15 protein-coding genes are annotated in these 17,792 nt (G+C 73.6%); 5 read left to right on the forward strand and 10 right to left on the reverse strand.

The window, feature by feature from the left end; all coding sequences use genetic code 11:
• Positions 1-18 precede the first annotated feature (18 nt).
• From ACIRB7_RS07540 to ACIRB7_RS07565, 6 genes are read right to left on the reverse strand one after another with little or no spacing between them, the layout of a single operon-like run.
• Positions 19-1,005, reverse strand: a complete 987-nt coding sequence (locus tag ACIRB7_RS07540) for a UbiA family prenyltransferase (RefSeq protein ID WP_403593693.1) — start codon at positions 1,003-1,005, stop codon at positions 19-21.
• A complete protein-coding gene (locus ACIRB7_RS07545) occupies positions 1,002-1,883 on the reverse strand; it encodes a class I SAM-dependent methyltransferase (RefSeq protein WP_403593696.1) in 882 nt (293 codons plus the stop codon). Before ACIRB7_RS07545 ends, ACIRB7_RS07540 begins: the two co-directional genes overlap by 4 nt.
• Positions 1,884-1,897: 14 nt before the next feature.
• A complete protein-coding gene (locus tag ACIRB7_RS07550; RefSeq protein WP_403593699.1) occupies positions 1,898-3,529 on the reverse strand; it encodes an AMP-binding protein in 1,632 nt (543 codons plus the stop codon).
• The gene (locus ACIRB7_RS07555) at positions 3,526-4,878 is read right to left on the reverse strand and encodes a protoporphyrinogen/coproporphyrinogen oxidase (protein WP_403593702.1); all 1,353 of its coding nucleotides are present in this window, start codon (positions 4,876-4,878) and stop codon (positions 3,526-3,528) included. Before ACIRB7_RS07555 ends, ACIRB7_RS07550 begins: the two co-directional genes overlap by 4 nt.
• Positions 4,879-4,936: 58 nt before the next feature.
• Positions 4,937-6,202: a DegT/DnrJ/EryC1/StrS family aminotransferase gene (locus ACIRB7_RS07560; protein WP_403593709.1), complete on the reverse strand. Its 1,266-nt coding sequence runs from the start codon at positions 6,200-6,202 to the stop codon at positions 4,937-4,939.
• Positions 6,199-7,281 (reverse strand): DegT/DnrJ/EryC1/StrS family aminotransferase, encoded by a 1,083-nt coding sequence (locus tag ACIRB7_RS07565; protein WP_403593712.1) that lies wholly within the window; start codon positions 7,279-7,281, stop codon positions 6,199-6,201. Before ACIRB7_RS07565 ends, ACIRB7_RS07560 begins: the two co-directional genes overlap by 4 nt.
• 336 nt (positions 7,282-7,617) lie before the next feature.
• On the opposite strand from ACIRB7_RS07565, the gene ACIRB7_RS07570 reads away from it, so the two are divergent.
• Genes ACIRB7_RS07570 through ACIRB7_RS07590 form a run of 5 tightly spaced genes read left to right on the forward strand, consistent with a single transcriptional unit; the run spans position 7,618 to position 13,555 of the window.
• A complete protein-coding gene (locus ACIRB7_RS07570) occupies positions 7,618-8,649 on the forward strand; it encodes a Gfo/Idh/MocA family protein (protein ID WP_403593715.1) in 1,032 nt (343 codons plus the stop codon).
• Positions 8,633-10,915, forward strand: a complete 2,283-nt coding sequence (locus ACIRB7_RS07575) for a M20/M25/M40 family metallo-hydrolase (protein ID WP_403593718.1) — start codon at positions 8,633-8,635, stop codon at positions 10,913-10,915. Before ACIRB7_RS07570 ends, ACIRB7_RS07575 begins: the two co-directional genes overlap by 17 nt.
• Positions 10,912-12,060 (forward strand): Ldh family oxidoreductase, encoded by a 1,149-nt coding sequence (locus ACIRB7_RS07580; RefSeq protein ID WP_403593721.1) that lies wholly within the window; start codon positions 10,912-10,914, stop codon positions 12,058-12,060. Before ACIRB7_RS07575 ends, ACIRB7_RS07580 begins: the two co-directional genes overlap by 4 nt.
• 50 nt (positions 12,061-12,110) lie before the next feature.
• Positions 12,111-13,106 (forward strand): Gfo/Idh/MocA family protein, encoded by a 996-nt coding sequence (locus ACIRB7_RS07585; protein WP_403593724.1) that lies wholly within the window; start codon positions 12,111-12,113, stop codon positions 13,104-13,106.
• Complete coding sequence (locus tag ACIRB7_RS07590) at positions 13,103-13,555, forward strand: DUF6917 domain-containing protein (protein WP_403593727.1); 453 nt, start codon at positions 13,103-13,105, stop codon at positions 13,553-13,555. Before ACIRB7_RS07585 ends, ACIRB7_RS07590 begins: the two co-directional genes overlap by 4 nt.
• Positions 13,556-13,631: 76 nt before the next feature.
• On the opposite strand, the gene ACIRB7_RS07595 is transcribed toward ACIRB7_RS07590, so the two are convergent.
• The 4 genes from ACIRB7_RS07595 to ACIRB7_RS07610 form a co-directional block, all read right to left on the reverse strand.
• Complete coding sequence (locus ACIRB7_RS07595; protein ID WP_403593729.1) at positions 13,632-14,171, reverse strand: EF-hand domain-containing protein; 540 nt, start codon at positions 14,169-14,171, stop codon at positions 13,632-13,634.
• A gap of 114 nt (positions 14,172-14,285) precedes the next feature.
• Complete coding sequence (locus ACIRB7_RS07600) at positions 14,286-15,542, reverse strand: nucleotide sugar dehydrogenase (RefSeq protein ID WP_403593732.1); 1,257 nt, start codon at positions 15,540-15,542, stop codon at positions 14,286-14,288.
• 42 nt (positions 15,543-15,584) lie between these two features.
• Positions 15,585-15,887 carry a hypothetical protein gene (locus ACIRB7_RS07605; RefSeq protein ID WP_403593735.1) on the reverse strand — a complete coding sequence of 101 codons (303 nt, stop codon included), beginning with the start codon at positions 15,885-15,887 and terminating at the stop codon, positions 15,585-15,587.
• A gap of 159 nt (positions 15,888-16,046) precedes the next feature.
• Positions 16,047-17,717 carry a class I adenylate-forming enzyme family protein gene (locus tag ACIRB7_RS07610; protein WP_403593738.1) on the reverse strand — a complete coding sequence of 557 codons (1,671 nt, stop codon included), beginning with the start codon at positions 17,715-17,717 and terminating at the stop codon, positions 16,047-16,049.
• Between the last annotated feature and the right edge of the window lie 75 nt (positions 17,718-17,792).

Genomic DNA, 17,792 nt, shown 5'->3' on the forward strand with positions numbered 1-17,792 from the left:
TACCTCTCCGCCCTCGTCTCACCCCGTGACCGCCGCCAGCAGGTTGCCCGCGATCATCAGGACGACACCGAGCCGGTGCACGGCGAAGCCGGTGCGACGGGCCCGCATGATGTCACCGCTGCGGAAGCCGAGCAGGTACTGCCGCAGCCGCAGCAGTGAGGCGGGCAGCATCAGCAGCACGAACCACCAGGGAGCGATGCCCACCGCGCTCGCGGCGGCGATCGTCAAGAACTCGGTCAGGGAAAGGCAGCCGATGAACCGGGCGTTGCCGCGTTCCGAGACCAGAGCGGCGACGGTGGGGCGGCCCACCGAGCGGTCGCCGTCGACGTCGTTGGTGTTGGAGTAGACCCCGAACATCAGCGGGCCGAACCCGAAGAGGACGGCCTGGACCAGGAGGAACCCGGTGGCCCGGCCGGTGACCATGCCGTAGGGCAGGATGACGAGGGCGAAGCCCAGGGCGACGAGGTAGATCTCCTGGAAGCCGTGGTAGCTGAGCTTGACGCCGTAGGAGTACTGGAGGGTCACCACCCACAGGACGGCGAGCCCGATCGCGGTCCAGGCAGGGCGGTGCGGGGCGAGGGATGCGGTCACCCCGAACAGGAGGGCCGCCAGGACGGCGCCGGCCCAGGCGAAGCGCAGGGCTTCGGGCACGGTCAGCGCGCCGGCGACCAGTGGCTTGCGCTTCACGTTCCGCAGCGGGTGGTCGGGGCCGTAGTTGGTGATGTCGCTGCCGTCGCGGAAGCCCGTGACGTCGTCGAAGGCGGTCATCGCCATGAGCAGGAAGACCTGCCCGACGAGGAACACGCCGAAGACCGCGGCCGTGCGGCCGGTGAGCGTGCCGAGGGGCAGCAGGACGGCGGACAGGGCGATGAAGGTGCCCAGGTAGTAGTCGTAGACGTCCAGCTTGCCGAGCCGTGCGTAGGTCTTGAGTCTTCCGTCGGCGCGAGGCGTCTGTGCGGGTCGCCCGGTGGGCGCGGTGGTCGTCGTGAGCGTGGAGTCGGTCATGTCGCCTCGGGGCTTGGGATGGTGTCTCGGGTGGTGCCGCGCGGCACGGCTGGTGTGTCGGCGGTGGGGATACGGAGAGGGCGGCGGCCCTGCACGGAGTAGAGGACGCCCGTCGCGGCGGCGAACTCCGGGGCACGCATCATCGAGCCGAGTCGGTCCAGTTCCGCAGGGGTGAAGCCGCTGTCGAGGAGCCGGGGCGCGAGGTGGGCGAGGTGGTGGAGCTGGAGGCCGAGCGCGGGCGTTCCGGGGGCACGCAGCAGGACGTGCGGTCGGATGCGGAGGCCGGTCAGGCCTGCCTCGCGCAGTGCGGCCGCCGCTCGGCGGCCCCAGGTGGGATCGCCGCCGCCCGCGCGCATCAGCGCTGCCTTGGCCGTGGTGAACCGCTCGTACAGGCCGGCGTCTTCGGGAGAGGGTGCGAGGAGACACGGCTCGTGCCCGGCGTCGAACTCGTCGACCTGGAGGAGCCCGCCGGGTACGAGCGCGCCGACCAGCCGCCGTAGGACCGCCTGCCGTTCGGGCAGGTGCTGGAGGACCAGACGGGCGACGACGACGTCGTACGCGCTCCGGGGCAGCGGGTCCGTGGTGACGTCGTGGGTGAGGACGGTCAGTCCGGGCTCCGGCGCGATCCGGCCCGGCTTGATGTCGGTGGCGGTGACGGTGCCGCCGGGAGAGACAAGCCGGAGCAGGCCGCGCGAGACGCTGCCCGCGCCGGCCCCGATCTCCAGGCAGTTCATGCCGGGGGCCACGCCTGCCTCCTGGAGGTGACCGAGCGTCAGCGGATCGAGCGCCCCTTCGAGGGAGGCGTGGTGGTGGGCGCTGTGCGGGCTGTCGTTGTCGAAGGCGTAGCCACGGGGGCCGGTGGTGGCCGGACGCGGCACGGGTGGGTTCCCGGTCATGTCCAGCGGCCGGTGCCGCAGGTCTCCGTGCTGCCCGTCAGCCGTTCGAGAAGGGCCGCGCGCCGGACCTTCCCTGTGCCGGTGCGCGGGACCTCGTCCCAGCCGACCACGACGGGTTCGGCGAGCGCCGGGAGGCCATCCGAGGCCCGCTTCCAGCTCGCGGGGTCCAGCGTGCCGTCCTCCGTGACCACGACGGGCAGCGGGTCGGTGCCGGTCCGGGCGAGGACGACGCATTCCAGGGCCTCGGACAGCCGGTCCTCCAGCATGTCCTCGGCCTGCAGGCAGCTGAACCCGGGGAGGTGATCGACCTCCCGGTCGAGAAGCCGGACGCTTCCGTCACGGGCGATCGTCGCGATGTCTCCGGTGTTCCACCAGGAGCCGTGCCGCTTGGCCGTCCAGCGCTCCCGCTCACCCACGTAGTCAGGGGCGAGCGCCCGGGTGCGGCACAGGATCAGGCCGGGGGAGCCGGCGGGCACCGGGCGGAAGGTGATCGGGTCGACGGCCTTCAGCCGGGTCTTCAGGGGGACGGGACGGCCGAGGTCCCGCACGGTGGTCGCGGCGCCGTCGGCGGCCCTGGCGACGGAGCGGCGGGTGTGGAAGGCGAAGGTCAGCGGGCCGGTCTCGCTCTGGCCCCAACCCTGCATCCACACCGGTCGGCGCCGTGAACTGGCCTGGAGGTAGGACCGGATGACCGGGGGGTGCACGGCGTCGTAGGTGCTGATGTAGGTCCGTACGTCCCGGAACGGGCTGTCCAGGCGCCGGGTCAGCGGGCGCAGCCGCACGTACCGGGACGGCAGCGCCTCGACGACGGTGGGCGGATGGGCGCGCAGCAGCAGGTCGGCCGTCTCGGGCCGCCCACCGGAGTCGACGGAGATGTGCCGGGGCGCGCGGGTGGGAGCGACGGCCGTCCAGCAGATGGTACGGCCGTGGGCGTAGGAGCTGGAGTTGAAGAGGATGTCGTCGCGGCGCAGGCCGATGCGCGGCACCGGCAGGGTTTCGAACCGGGCGAGGTGGTGGACCAGGGTGCGGGTGGTGTGGGAGACCAGCTTCGGTACGCCGGTGGTGCCGCTGGTGTGGACGACGACCAGGGGGGCGTGGTCGTCGCGGGGGTGCGGTCCGGGGTCGGGGTGGCCGCTCAGATCGTCGAGGTGCACGGTGCCGCGCGGGAGATCGCCGCTGGAGCCGAGGACGAGGGTGGTGCGGGCCGTTCCTACGAGGTCCACCGTCGGGTCGCGGCCGAGCACGTCGAGGTCGGTGACCAGGACGCGGGGCGCGCAGCGGTCCAGGAGGACGCGCAGGGCCCCGGGCGCGAGGTGGTCGGAGAGCTTCACGGGGACGGCGCCGGTACGGATGGCGGCACAGGCGATCAGGTCGTAGTCCCAGTGGTTCGCCTTGACGATCGCGACGCGTTCGCCGGGACCGGCCCCGGCGGCGGCGAGCGCGCCTGCGGTCTCCCGCACCAGCAGGGCGAGTTCCGGGACGGTCCACTCGGTGACGCCCGCGACGCCGGTGACGCCCGTGCCGGACGGCGCCGGGGTCAGGTCGAAGGGGCGGTCGAGGTGGAAGCGGGTGGGGGTGCCGGCGTCGGCGAGGTCGTCGAAGAGGACGCCCAGGTCGTGGGGGGTCATGCGGCGGTCTCCTGCCGGACGGTGCGGCCCCGGCGCGGGGCGAGGTGGGCGAGGACGCGGGCGGCGGCGAGCGCGCCCGAGCGGGCGGCGCCCTCGCTGGAGGGACGGGCGGCGACCCAGTCCCCGGCGTACTCGACGGCGCGCGCCGGGCGGCGCAGGAACGGGGCGCGCAGCGCGAGGGCGCGGGGGGTGATCTCGGGCATGGCCTGTGGCCAGTGGTGGACGTAGGTGGCGGTGAGGGCCGCACCGAGCCCGGGTACGTAGCGCTCGGCGGCGGCTGCGAGCCGGCGGGCGGCCTCCTCCTCGCCGGCCTCGACGAGTTCGGGGATGCGGCGCGGGGAGGCGAGCAGGCTGACCAGGCCACGGCCGGTGGGGGCACGGTCGGGGCACTTCAGGTGGTCCACGATGACGCAGGACAGCAGCGGTTCCTCGCACTCGGGGGTGAGCAGCGCGTAGGCGCCGCCGCGCGGGGTGAGCGGCCGGTCGAGCGCGCAACTGACCTTGAACATGGGCCGGTAGGTGGAGGCTGCCGGGTATCCGGTGGCAGCCGGGTCGGCGCCTCCGGTGAGCTGCAGCGCGACCGGAGCGGGCACGGCGAGGACTACCGCGCGGGCGGTGAGGACGGCGCCGCCGACGGTGAGCCGGGCGTGGCCGCCGTGGTCGGTGACCTCCTCGACCCGGTGGCCGTAGCGGGTCTGGAGTCCTGCTGCCAGGCGGGTCGCGAGCAGGTCCATGCCGCCCCGGTAGGTGCGCCACGCGGAGACCGGTCCGACCGCGAGGAGCAGGCCGACCAGGGGTGCCGCGGCGCTGCGTTCGGAGTCCCAGCCGAAGAAGGCGGCCGACAGCGGCTGGAGCAGGTGGTCGTGGAGGTCGGGGTGGTAGCGGCGCGAGGCGGCGGCGACGGTGTCGGTGCCGAGCGGGGTGTCCTCGGGGTGGTCATGGTCGAGGGCGGCGCGGTGGCGTCCGCTCCAGCTGAGGAACCGGGCCAGTGACGGCCGGGCGGCGGGCACGAGTCCGGCGCCGGTGAGCACGGCGCGGGGTTCGCCGACGCCGTTGTGGGGCCGTCCGTCGCGCCAGACGGCCATGGGACGGCCGATGCGGGGCACGTCGTCGGGGGTGAGACCGGCCCGGCGTACCAGCTGCCAGGTGGCGCGGTAGCCCTGGGCGGAGATCTGTTCGGCCCCGGTGTCGATGAGGTAGCCGTCGCGGCGGAGGCTGCGCATCCGGCCGCCGGGGGCGTCGGCGGCCTCGAAGACGCACACCTCGTGGCCGTTGCGGCGCAGCTCGTGGGCGGCGGCGAGCCCTGCGAGTCCGGAGCCGACGACGGCGATGTCGAGATCAGGGTTCATGCGGAGGTACTCCGTGCGGGGCTGGGGACGGTGGCACGGCCCGTCCGGGGCGGTGCGGTCACCGGCGGGTACGCAGGGCGTGGGCACGGACGGCGTCGGTGATGTGCTCGACCTGGGCGTCGGTGAGCCGGTGGTGGACGGGCAGGGACAGGTGCCGGCGGGCGGCCTCCCGGGCGTGCGGCCAGTCGGGGCCGGGCCGGCCGGCGGCGACGGGGGCGAAGGCGGCCTGGTCGGGCAGGGCCTTCGGGTAGTAGACGTGGGTGTCGACCCCCTCGGCGGACAGGTGGTCCCGCAGGGCGTCCCGGTCGTCGGCGAGCAGGGTGTAGACGTAGTAGCAGCGGCCGTCGGTGCCCGGCGGCGGGGTGGTGATGCCGGGCAGGCCGGTGAGGTGTTCGGTGTAGTGGGCGGCGATCCGGGCCCGGCGGTCCAGGCGGGTGGTGAGGCCGGACAGCCGGTGCAGCTGGAAGGCGGCCTGGATCTCGTCGAAGCGGCTGTTGATGCCGATGGTGTGGTGCAGGCCGCGCCGGACGCCGTCCTGGCCGTGGTTGCGGAGCATCCGGACCCGGCGGCCGGTGTCCTCGTCCCGTGTGACGACGGCGCCGCCCTCGCCGGGCATCCCGAAGGACTTGACCTGGACGAAGGAGTACAGTCCGGCGTCCCCCCACAGTCCGGCGGGCGTGCCGTCGAGGACGGCGCCCTGGGCCACTGCGGAGTCCTCGACCAGGCGCAGTCCTCCGGCGGCGGCCAGGGCGGCGAAGCGGGGCATGTCCGCCATGACGGAGAACATGTGGGCCGGCATCAGCGCCTTGGTCCGCGGGGTGACCCGGGCCTGCGCGTCGGCGGGGTCGAGGGTGAGCGTACGGGGGTCGATGTCACCGAAGACGGGGACTGCGCCGGTGTGCAGGACGGCGGCGGCGAGCGGGGCGCAGCCGAAAGCGGGGACCACGACCTCGTCCCCGGGGCCGATGCCGAGAACGGTGAGGATGAGGTGGAGGCCGGAGGTGCCGCTGGAGCAGGCGACCACGTCGGCGGCGCCGAGCCGGTCGCGCAGGGCGTCCTCGAGACGGCGGGTGTGGTCGCCCAGGATGAACTTCTGGTCCGCGCCGGTACCGATCTCGTGGAGGAGCCGCAGGAAGGTCTCACGGTCCTCGTGGAAGAGGTCGGACGGGAAGAAGGGCACACGGTCACCGGCGACGGCCGCGGGGCCCTCACCGGGAGCAGGGACCGTACCGGGGGCAGGGACCGTACCGGGGGCAGGGGTGGTACGCGTACCGGATGCGGAACCCGTACCAGGGGCCGCGCCTCGGTCGCCGGCGGTGGTCATGCGGGGACCTTCTTGGTGTGGAAGGCGCGGACGGCCGCGCAGACGCGGGCCACCTCGGCCTCGGTGAGATCGGCGTACAGCGGGAGGGCCAGAGCGCGGCGGGAGGCGGCCTCGGCGACGGGGAAGTCGCCGGGCCGGTGGCCGAGCTCCTCGAAGCAGGGCTGGAGGTGCAGGGGCAGGGGGTAGTACGTCTCGGTGCCGATGCCCTGGTCCTGGAGGTGCGCGGCTAGTTCGTCGCGCCGGTCGGTTTCGATCAGGTAGACGTAGAAGACCTCGTCGGGGGCGCCCGTGATCGCGGGCAGCCTGGTGATGCCGGGCGATCCCCGCAGCCCCTCGTCGTAACGGCGGGCCAGGACGGCCCGGTGGCGAATGTCCTCGTCGAGGACCGCCAGTTTGGCGAGCAGGACGGCTGCCTGGAGGTCGTCCATCTTGCTGTTGTGGCCGACGTGCAGCGTCTCGTTGGAGATGCCGGGGAAGTGGGCGAGGGTGCGTCCCGTCCGGCCGTGGTGCCGCAGCGCGGCCACGTGGTCGGCGAGGTCCGCGTCGTCGGTGAGGACGGCCCCGGCGTCGCCGAGCGCGCCGAGTGTCTTGCTCGGGAAGAACGACAGCACCCCGCCGAGTCCGTGCAGACCGGCGTGGACGCCGTTCTGCCGCATGCCGATGCCCTCGGCACTGTCCTCCAGCAGTAACAGCCCCTGGTCGGCGGCGAACGCGGAGAGCGCCGCCATGTCCGCCATCCGGGAGAAGAGGTGCACCGGCAGCACGAACCGGGCGCCGTCGGCCGCCTCGGCCGCGATCCCGCCGGGGTGCATGGCGTACGTGTCCGGGTCGATGTCGGTGAAGACGGGCCGCCCGCCGGCCAGGACGACGGAACTGGCGGTGGCGACGAAGGAGTACGCGGGGACCAGGACCCGGTCCCCGGGGCGCAGCCCGCACGCCTTGAGGAGCAGTACCAGGGCGTCGGTCCCGCTGTTCACCCCGATCACGTGGCGGGCCCCGGTGTAGTGCGCGAGGGCCTTTTCCAGACAGCCGACCTGGCGGGAATGCGAGAACTTGCCGTCGGCGAAAATCTCGTCCACTCCGGCCCGGAGATCCGGCCAGATCTTTTCGAACGTCTTCGCCTGGGAGAAAAAGGGAATGCTGGATGGCGTCACGCGGAAACAATTCTTCTCGGCCGGCGGCACGCCGACATCAACTGGGGCCAGGACAGCGGCCCGAGAGAGGTGACGGGTGGGTCGTGGCCCGTCCACGGGAAGGCTGCCCGGCGAACGTAACAGCAGGAAGAATGAAGTCGCGAATCCCCAAAGAAAATTCATACTTTTCGGTGATGGTGTCTCTGATTTCCTTGACCGGTGTCGCGTGGTGCGGCGAGATTTTTGCCGCACCCTGCCCGAATCAGCGGATGGAATAATCGTATGAGACAGCCCCTGATCGTCGGACTGGGCCGCTCCGGAGCCGGGTTGCACCTGCGGGCCCTGCGCACCGTCCGTGACCGGTCGCCGGACCTGTGGCGGGGGCCGGTGGTCGCCGTCGACCCCCGGCCGGGGGAGCGTGCTCCGGTGCCGGACGGGGTCACCGTGACGACGTCGCTGGAACGGGCGCGGGCGCTGCTGCCCCCCGACCGTGCCGTCGTCCACGTCTGCACCCCGCCCGCCACCCGGCTCGCCGTCCTCGCCGAGCTGTGCGCCGCGGGCTACCGCGACCTGATCGTGGAGAAGCCACTGGCCGCCGACGCCGGGGAACAGGCCGCCGTGACGGAACTGCGCGCCCGCCACGGGCTGCGCCTCGCGGTGGTGGCGCACTGGCCCGCCTCCGCCCTGGCCGACCGCCTGCGCGAGCAGATCCGCTCGGGTGGGCTGGGGCGGCTGCTGCGCATCGACGTCACCCAGCACAAGCCGCGCTTCACCCGCTCGCTGCGCACCGACGACGGTCACCCCACGGCGTTCGACGTGGAGATGCCGCACTCCCTCGGCCTGGTCCTGTCGCTCGCGGGCCCGGCCGAGACGACAGGCGCCCGGCTGACCGACCTGCGGATCGGGGGGACCGTACGTCCCGGCCTGGGCTCCGCGCTGCTGGAACTGCGGCACGCGAACGGGGTACGGACCCGTATCGTCTCCGACCTCACCGCGCCCGTACGAGAGCGCAGGGCCGTCCTCGTCTTCGAACACGGTACCGCCGTCGGCCACTTCGCACCGAGCGACGCCGACGATCACGTCCAGCTCGACATCGACGGGCGGCGCGAGGTGTTCCGCGACGACGCGCTGACCGCGTTCCTGCACCGGACCTACTCCCGGTTCTGCACCGTTCCGGCCGAGGACCCCTCCTGGGCGGCGGACTTCGCCCTGCACGCCGACGTGGTCCGGCTCCTGGACGAGGCCAAGCAGCGATGCGCGGACGACAACGCCCGCGCGCGGTACGAGGAGGCGTCCCGTGTCGGAGTCCGTTGACCTGACCGGCCGGATCACCGGCATCGGCGACGAGGCCGCCGCCGGCCTGGCAGGGCAGATCGCCGTCGCCCGGGAACTGGGCTGGTCCGCCCTGGAGTTGCGCACCCTGGACGGCACTGCGCTGGCCGACCTGTCCGCACCGGCCGTGCGGGACGCCGCCGGGCTGCTGCATGCGGCGGGCCTCGGCGTGGTCTGCCTCGACTCCCGGATCGGCAATTGGGCCCGCCCCGTCACCGGCCCCTTCTCCGTCGACCTGGAGGAGCTGGAGCGGCTCGCCGAACACGGCAGGGTACTGGGCTGCCGCAGCCTGCGCGTCATGTCGTGGACCGGCGACGGGCTGCCCGAGGACGAGTGGGCGGCTTCGGCGATCGACCGGATGCGCCGCCTGGCCCGCCTCGCGGAGCGGCTCGGCGTCGAACTGCTCCACGAGAACTGCACGGGCTGGGCCGGATCCGACGCCTCCCGGACGCTCCGGATGCTGGCCGAGGTGGAGAGTCCGGCGCTGCGCGTCCTGTTCGACACCGGAAACGGGGTGCCGTACGGGTACGACGGCCACGCGCTCCTCGAACGGCTGCTGCCGTACGTCGCCCACGTCCACGTCAAGGACGCGCTGCCCGGCGACCGGCCGGGCGAGGCCGTCTACACCCTGCCAGGCGAGGGCGTCGCCCGGGTCGCCGACTGCGTACGACTCCTTGAGGAGCACGGCTACCGGGGCGCCTACTCCCTCGAACCCCATCTCGCGGTGGTCCCGCACGCGGGGCTGCGGGGCGAGGGTACCGACACGGCCGGCCCGTTCGTCCGGGCGGCCCGCCGTCTGGCCACCCTGCCCGTCCCGCACCCGCCCGCCCCGGCCGACACCGGCCCCGGCCTGCCCACCCCCGCCCCGGCTGCTCCTTCCCTCCCCGCCCCCGCTGCCTCCCGGGTTCCCCCGTCGGCGCGGCCGCCCGTCGTCGACACCGGGCTGCTGCTGCACCTGCTGCACACGCCCACCGCGGGTCCCCTGGAGACCGGTCCCGACACGCCCCACCTGCTGACGGCCGCCCTGCGCGCCTACGCGACGGCGGCGGCACGGCTCGGGTTCAAGACGGTCTCCCTCGCCGCCCCGGCCCCCGCGACGGTGCTGCGCGACGACACTCCGCTGCCCGTACGGCGCGCTCTCGCCTCCGACCCGTCGTTCCTGGAACGCCAGCCGAGCCTGGTGCTGCGGCTGGGACCCGCGCTGCCCCGGGAGCGCACGGTGATGTTCAACGTGCACCTGGACACCGTCGCCGGCGGCGAACCCCCCACGTACGACGGCGCCCGGTTCACCGGCCGCGGAGCCGTGGACGCGAAGGGCCCGGCGGTGGCCCTGCTCGCGGGTGTCGCGGCCGCCGCCGCGACCTGCCCGGCGATCGGCCGGGACGTCGCGGTGCTGGTACAGGCGGTGGCGGGTGAGGAGGGCGGGGCGCTTGGCACCTTCGGCACCCGGCCGCTCGTGGAGGCGGGGTACGTGGGCCGGCTCAACGTGTTCTGCGAGCCGACGGGACTGCGCCACCTGCCCCGCGCGACCGCCGCCGCCACCGCCCGCGTCACGGTCGACGGCGAGGACGCCGTCGACGACCGGCCCGGGGCCGGGCACAACGCCACCGTCCTGCTGGGCTTCCTCGCCCAGCACTTCGCCGCGGCCCTCGGCCCGGCCGCCTCCGGCGGGCCTTCGTCCACGGTCTGCGTGGCGGGGCTGCACACCGGCACGCTGCACAACAAGGTGCACGGCACCGGCGGCCTGCTGCTCAACCTGGCGTACGCCACCGCCACGGCCGGTGCCGCCGCCGAGCGCGCTTTCGTCCGGGCTCTCGACGAAGGGCTGCGGGAGTTCACCGCCCGCTTCTCCGACAGCCCCCTCTTCGCGCGTACCGCGTCCGACGCGGCCCGGATCACCCGGCTGGAGTGGGAGAAGCGCGGTCTGCCCGCGCTCGGGCCCCAGCCGGCGTGGGGCGAGGAGCTGCTGGCCCGGGCGGGCATCGTCCGGTGGCCGGACGACGAGCCGGGGTTCACCTGTGACGCGATCTGGCTGGAAGGCGCGGCGGACACCTTCACCACGGTGTTCGGACCAGGCTCGCTGGACGCCAACCGGGCCCACGCGGCGGGCGAGTTCGTCGATCTGGCCGACCTGGAGGCGTTCGCGGCCCGTATCGCCGCACTGTTGACCGCCTTCGCCGATGACGTCCGGCAGGGCGCGGTGGACCGCGCCGTACCGGTACCTACCGAGAGAGCAGGAACCGCATGACGTCCACACTGTCCGACGGCGCCGCACCCCCGAACGCCGGCCCGGCGCCCGGCGACGGGAGGGAGGTGACGGTCCCGTACGAGGTGCTGCTCGACGAGACCACCACCTGTTTCGTCCGGCTCGGGGTCCCCGAGGACCGGGCCCGGCTCGCCGCCGAGGCGCTCTGCTACGGCGACCTGACCGGCATGGACTCGCACGGCGTGTTCAACCTCAGCCGGCTCTACCGGCCGCTGCTGGAGTCCGGCGGCGCCGACCCGGCCGCCGAACCGCGCGTCCTGCGTGACCTGGGCGCCTGTGTGGTCCTGGACCACCGGCGGGCGCTGGGTCTTTGGGCCGCGTCGGAGGCGATGGACCTCGCGGTGGAGCGCGCGGCCCGCTGTGGCATCGGGCTCGTGTCGGTGCGGGGCGCCACCCACTTCGGCTGCGCGGGCGTCCACGCGCGGCGGGCCGCCGACCACGGCATGGTCGGGGTGGTGGCCTCCAACTGCGGCGGCCAGCGCATCGCCCGCCCGCCGCTCGGCGCCGCCGCCCTGCTGGGGACCAATCCTCTGAGCGTGGCGGCGCCGGCACTGGAGGGGCGCCCCTTCGTCCTGGACATGAGCACCACCGTCGTGCCCACCGGCAGGGTCCGTACGGCGGCCCGCGACGGGCGGGAGGCGCCCGAGGGCTGGCTCACCGACGACGCCGGGCGCCCGGTGCGGGACGCGGCCGCCTACGACCGGGGCGAAGCCTGGCTGGGTTGGCTCGGCGGCACCCCGGCGACCGGGGCCTTCAAGGGGTTCGGGCTGGGGCTCGCGGTGGAACTGCTGGCCGCCGTGCTGCCCGGAGCGGCCACCGGTCCCGCCCCGGCGGCGCTGGAGGGGGACGGCAGGCCGGGCGGCAGCGACGACGACATCGGTTTCCTCGTCCTGGCGATCGCCCCCGGCGCGCTGCGTGACGGCTTCGAAGAGGACGCCCGGGAGATGTTCGGCACGGTACTGGACTGTCCTCCGCTGCCGGGCCAGGGGCCGGTCCGCTACCCGGGCCACCCGGAGGCCGAGCGCGCCGAGGAGCGGCGCGCGTCGGGCGTCCCGCTGTCCGTCGCGCTCCACACCGAGCTGACCGCCCTCGGCCTCCGGCTCCCGATCGCCCCGGAGAACCGATGACACCGACCACAGGAGACGACTTGCCGCCGCCCGTCGAAGGCACCACCCCCTTGTCTTCGTCCCCCCGCCGTCTGGGCATCGCCGGGCTCGGTGTCATCTCGCGCTACTACCTGGCCGCCGCCGAGCGTCTGCCCGGGTGGGAGGTGGCCGCGGTCTGTGACCTGCGTGAGGAGGCGCTCGCCCCGCACCGGGGCCGGGTCGCCTGCCACACCGACCACCGGGAGATGCTCGCCGGCCGGCCGCTGGACGCCCTGGTCGTGGCCGTGCCCAACCACGCGCACGCCGAAGTGTGCGCGGACGCGCTGCGGGCCGGTGTCCCGGTGTGCGTCGAGAAGCCGCTCGCGCTGGACCCGGCGGACGGACGACGGCTGGCCGAGCTGTCACGGGAGTACGGCGTCCCGCTGTTCACGGCGTTCCACCGCCGCTACAACGACCGGGTCCTCGGGCTGCTGCGCCGACTGCCCCCGCCGGACTCGCCGGTGCGGGTGGAGTCCGTGCGGGTGCGGTACCTGGAGCGGATCGAGGAGCACATCGGCGCGGACACCTGGTACCTGGACCCGGCCCGCTGCGGCGGCGGCTGCGTCGCGGACAACGGGCCCAACGCCTTCGACCTGGTCCGGCTGTTGCTGGGCGAGACCCCTTCGCAGGTCGTCGCCGTGGACGTGACCCGGGACGCGGCCGGCACCGACCGGCAGGCCGTGGTCGAGCTGGCCGGACCGGGCGGGCGGGGACGGGTGGAGCTGGACTGGTCCTACCCGGGAGAGGTCAAGGACGTCCTGGTACGGCTCGACGACGGCACCGAGCTGTCCGCGGACATGCTGGACGGCCGCCCCGGTTTCAAGGAGTCGCTGTGGCACGAGTACGAGGGCGTTCTGCGGGATCTCGCCCGGCTGCGCGACCTGCCTGACCCCTCCAGGGCCGTCGAGGGCGGCCTGGCCGCGCTGGAGCTGGTCGCCGCCGTCTACGCCGCGGAGGCCGCGACCGGCCTCCCGGTGCCCCGCGCCCCGCGGGAACCGCACCTCACACCCCGACCGGAGTCACGATGACCGCCTGCCCCGCCCTGCCCGCCCTCCCGCCATCCCTGGACGCCGACCGGCACGAGAACGGCGCGAAGCGCGCGGTGCGCGGGACCTTGGTCAAGGTGCTGCTGCACGAGCGTACGGACCGGGGCATGGCCCTGGAGCCGTTCGCGGCCCGTTGTGTCCGCCAGGGCGAAGTGCACGAACTGGTCACGACCGACCGGTGGACGGACGTGCCGGGCTCCCGGGTGGACAGGGTCGGCTTCCTCGGCTTCGTCGAGCTGGAGCTCGGCGGTGTCCTCGACCGGGGGGACACGGTGCTGATCGGAGGGGAGCCGGTGGGCAGCGTGCTCGGCTTCGACGGCTGTCACCTGCCCAACCACTACAACATCGTGATCCACGCGCCCAGGCTGCTCACCGGCCGGTCCCTGGCACTGGCGCCGGAGACCCCGGTGGTCTTCGTACCGGCCGACTAGAGGTGCGCCCACGCAGACGGCCGGCCGGCGTCCCCGAAGGGATGCCGGCCGGCCGCTCTCAGCTCAGACGACGGACTCAGCCGAGGAGCTCGACATCGAGCTCACCGAGGTGGAACCGGCGCACGGCGGTGAGCAGCTCGTCCTCGGACAGCGTGCCGCTGCCGTCGGTGTCGATCTGCCGGAAGGCGTCGCGGGCCTCGTCCTTGCTCAGGCCGAGCGCCTGGAGCCAGGTGGCGAACTCGCCCTCGTCGATGACGCCGTCGCCGTTCTTGTCGGCCAGGGCCACAATGCCCTTGGTGACCGGGCCGAGGACCGGGTTGAAGGAGGCGGCGCCGCCCTGGACGACCTCACCGGCGGCCTGGAGGAACTGCGCGCGGTCGATCTGGCCCTGCGGCGCGACGCCCGCCCTCTTGGCGAGGTTCTGGAACATGGCGATGAAGCCGTCGCGCAGCTGGATGCCCTTCGCCGACTCGGGCTTCTCGCCGAAGGCACGGGCGATGTTGGCGGCCTCGGTGACGAAGTCCGAGGGCTCCAGCACGCCGTCTCCGTTCACGTCCCACTTGTCGAAACGCTTCGACAGGCGCTCCTGGGCGACGTTGCCGACTGCCATGGTCATGAGATCTCCTTGTTTTCTACGGTGCCGTTCCGGACGGGTGTCCGTACGGCCGGTCCCACGGTCCGGGCCAGGGATGCCGGCCCGGACCGGAGGTCTGCGGGGCGTGGCGCGGCGTCAGAGCCGCACCACGCGTCGGCCCTCCGCCGTTCCCCGGGTGTCCAGTACGGGACAGGCGGCGGCGTCCCAGTCGGCCGACCGGTACTCGGAGTGCTCCTGGAGCAGCACCACCAGGTCGCTGCCCGTCAGGGCCTGCTCCCGTGAGGGCTGCCGGGGCACCGGGACGCCGTCCACCTCGAAGCGTTCGACGTAGGGGTCGTGATAGGCGAGCCGCGTCCCGAGGGCACTCAGCGCGCGGGCCACTGCGTAGGCGGGCGACTCCCTGGTGTCGGAGATGTCGGCCTTGTAGGCGACGCCGAGCAGAGTCACCCGGGCCCGCGCGGGGTCCTTGCCCGCCGCGACGAGCAGGGCGCGGGCCCGTCCGGCGACGTGCTCCGGCATCGCGTCGAGGACGGTGCGGGCGGCGCCCAGGGTATGGAAGGTGAAGCCCTGCTCGGCGGCGCGGGTCATCAGGTAACGGGGGTCGACCGGGACGCAGTGGCCGCCCACGCCGGGGCCCGGCCGGAATCCGGAGAACCCGAAGGGCTTGGTCTCCGCGCAACGCAGCGCGTCCCAGATGTCGATGCCGACCCGGTCGCAGTAGACGGCGGCCTCGTCCACCAGGGCGATGTTGACGTACCGGTAGGCGTTCTCCAGCAGTTTGGCCATCTCCGCCTCCCGTGTCCCGGCGGCGACGACGACCTCGTCGACGAGACGCTCGTAGAAGGCGGTGGCGTGTTTGACGCAGAGCTCGGTGCAGCCGCTGACGACCTTCGGTGTGGTGCGCAGGGTGTAGTGGAGGTTGCCGGGGTCGATGCGCTCGGGGGAGTACGACAGGTGGAAGTCCTCGCCGACGCGTAATCCGTGCGCTTCGAGGAGGGGTCGGACGATCTCCTCCGTGGTGCCCGGGTGGCTGGTGGACTCGACGCAGACCAGCATTCCCGGTTCCAGGTGGCGGGCCACGGTCGAGACTGCCGAGGTCAGCGGTTCCAGGTCCGGTGCGCCGGCCGGGGTGAGTCCGGTCGGCACGCAGATGACGACGGTGTGGGCACCCGCGAGGATGCCGGGGTCGGTGCTGGCGCGGAAGCCCGCGGCGCGCATCGCCCCGATGTCCTCGGCGTGGATGTCCTCGATGTGGGAGTTCCCCTGGTTCAGTCCCTCGACGACGTCGGCGCCGATGTCGTAGCCGACGGTCGCCAGACCCGCCTCGCAGGCCCGGCGGGCCAGCGGGAGGCCGACGTAACCGAGCCCGACCACGGCGACTTCTGTGGACATGTGTCCCCCCATGTTTCCGGTGCGTCCCCTCGAGATGGGTCGTCAGGCGCTGAAGCTGCCGCTGCCGGGCGCCACGTGGGCGCCATGGCCGGGAGCGACCTCGAGGGACGGCCCGAGACAGAACGGGTCGCCGTAGATGCGCACCGGCCCGTCCGTGGCGTTGGTCAGCACGTGCGCCGCGCCCGGCAGTTTGTGGCAGCCGCTCGGGTTCTCGTACACGGCCAGGGGCTGTACCTCCGTCTGGAAGACGGTGACGGTCCCGTCGGCCGCGGAAGCGGGGGTCTGGAGGAGACCCAGCACCGCGCTTGCGGAGGCGAGGACGAGGATGACGCGGGAACATCGCACGCGAGTTGCTCCATTGGTTGCCGGACCACCGAGGGTCGCTGCCGCGAAGGAAGTTGAATCAAAAATTCCGTTTACAGTTCCAGAATTGCATGCAATTCAGCGCTCAAGCGCTATATATCCGCTACTTCCCCTGTACGAGTGAAATGTTCTGCCTCGGGTTCACGTTTGGACCGTCGCGCCGGGCGGGGTTCCGGCGCCCAGGGCGTCCACGGCCCAGCCGGTGACGGTGCGACGGCAGACCTTCCCGGTGGGCCGCAGCGGCAGCCGGTCCAGTACCAGCAGGTATTCGGGGAACTTCCGCCGCTCCAGCCCCCGGGCTTCGAGGTGAGCGGTCACGGTGCCCAGGACCGGCGCGGGCGCCCCCGGAACCGGCCGTACGCACGCGCACAGCCGCTCCCCGAACTCCTCGTCCGGCACCGGGACGCACACCGCCTCGGCGATCCGGGGATCGGTGCCCATCTCGTGCTCCACCTCGGCCGGGCTGATGGTGTAACCGCCCCTGATCACCACGTTCTTGAGCCGACCGAGGACCCGCAGCCGTCCCGCCTCGTCGAGCGCCCCGAGGTCGCCGGTGCGGACCCAGCCGGTGGCGGTGCGGTAGCGGGTGTCCAGTTCGGGCGCGCCCACGTAGCACAGCGGGGTCATGGGCCCCTTGGCCTGGATCTCCCCGGGCTCCCCGGTGGCCGCCGGAGAGCCGTCCGGCCGGACGATCCGGATGACGGTCACGGCGGGGTCGGGGGTGCCGGCGATGTCTCCGGCGGGGGCGGCGGTGTGGCAGTTGACCCCGTCCGACGAGCCGTACACGGTGACGACCGGCACGCCGAAGCGTTCCCGGCAGGCGGTCGCGGTGGAGGCGGGCAGCGCGGCGCCGCTGGAGACGAGGGCCCGCAGGCAGGAGGTGTCCTCCCCCGGGAGGCGCGGCAGGTCCGCCATCCGCCGCAGCATGGTCGGCACCGCGAACACGTGGGTGGGCCGGTGCTCGACGACCGCCCGGAGCGCGTCGGCGGCGTCGAATCGCCGGCGCACGACCAGGGTCCCCCCGAGCGCGGCGAGTGTGGCCGGGACGCCCAGAGAGCCGTACGAGGAGGCCAGCGGGACGAGAACGAGGAATCGGAGCGGTCCGGCCGGGAGGCCGGCGATGGCCCGCAGGTAAGCGGCCCGGCCCCCGGCCATGGCCTGGTGGCTGTAGGCGACCATCTTCGGCTCGGCCTCGGAACCGGAGGACACGAGGAGCCGTGCGGGGGCCGTGGCCTCGGCCGGGGGGTCGGCCGGCCGGAACGTCCCGCCGGGTGTGACACGGTCCAGCCGCCGCACCCCGGTGGCCGCGCCCGGGGAGATCGTGAACATCGCTCGCAACCAAGGCAGTTCGGCTGCCGCTTCGAGGTCCTCGGCTTCGCTGAGGACGGCTCCGCCCGCCCTGGACCGGGCCAGGAGCGTACGGGTGTCGCGGACCCCTCCGCCGAGCGGGTAGGGAAGCGCGACCGCGCCGAGGGCGTAGACCGCCAGTTCCGCCGCCACCGCGAGGCGCCCGTTGGGCAGCCGGAGCGCGATCACGTCCCGGGCGCCGAGCCCCGCCTCCGCGAACAGGGCCGCTACGCGCAGCACCTCCGCGTACAGCTCCCCGTAGGAGAGGGTGCCCCGCTCGTCCACCACCGCCTCGCGGCCCGGGGAGGCCAGGGCGTGCCTTCGGAAGAGAGTGAAGAGGTCGGCGTCGGGGCACAGGCCCTGGGCCTCCCACGCCCTGCGGTCGGCGGGTGGGACCCGGTCGGGCAGGTCCAGGCCGTTCCGGGAGCGCCAGAGGGCCTCCTGCGCGGTATGGGTCGCGGTCATGGGGTCCTGCCTTCTCGGTCGGGACGAGCGAGCCGTTCGTAGGGTTGGTTCACCCGGGGGTACTGCGCGTGTTCT

The organism is Streptomyces sp. NPDC093795, from assembly GCF_044764665.1.
Classification (GTDB): domain Bacteria; phylum Actinomycetota; class Actinomycetes; order Streptomycetales; family Streptomycetaceae; genus Streptomyces.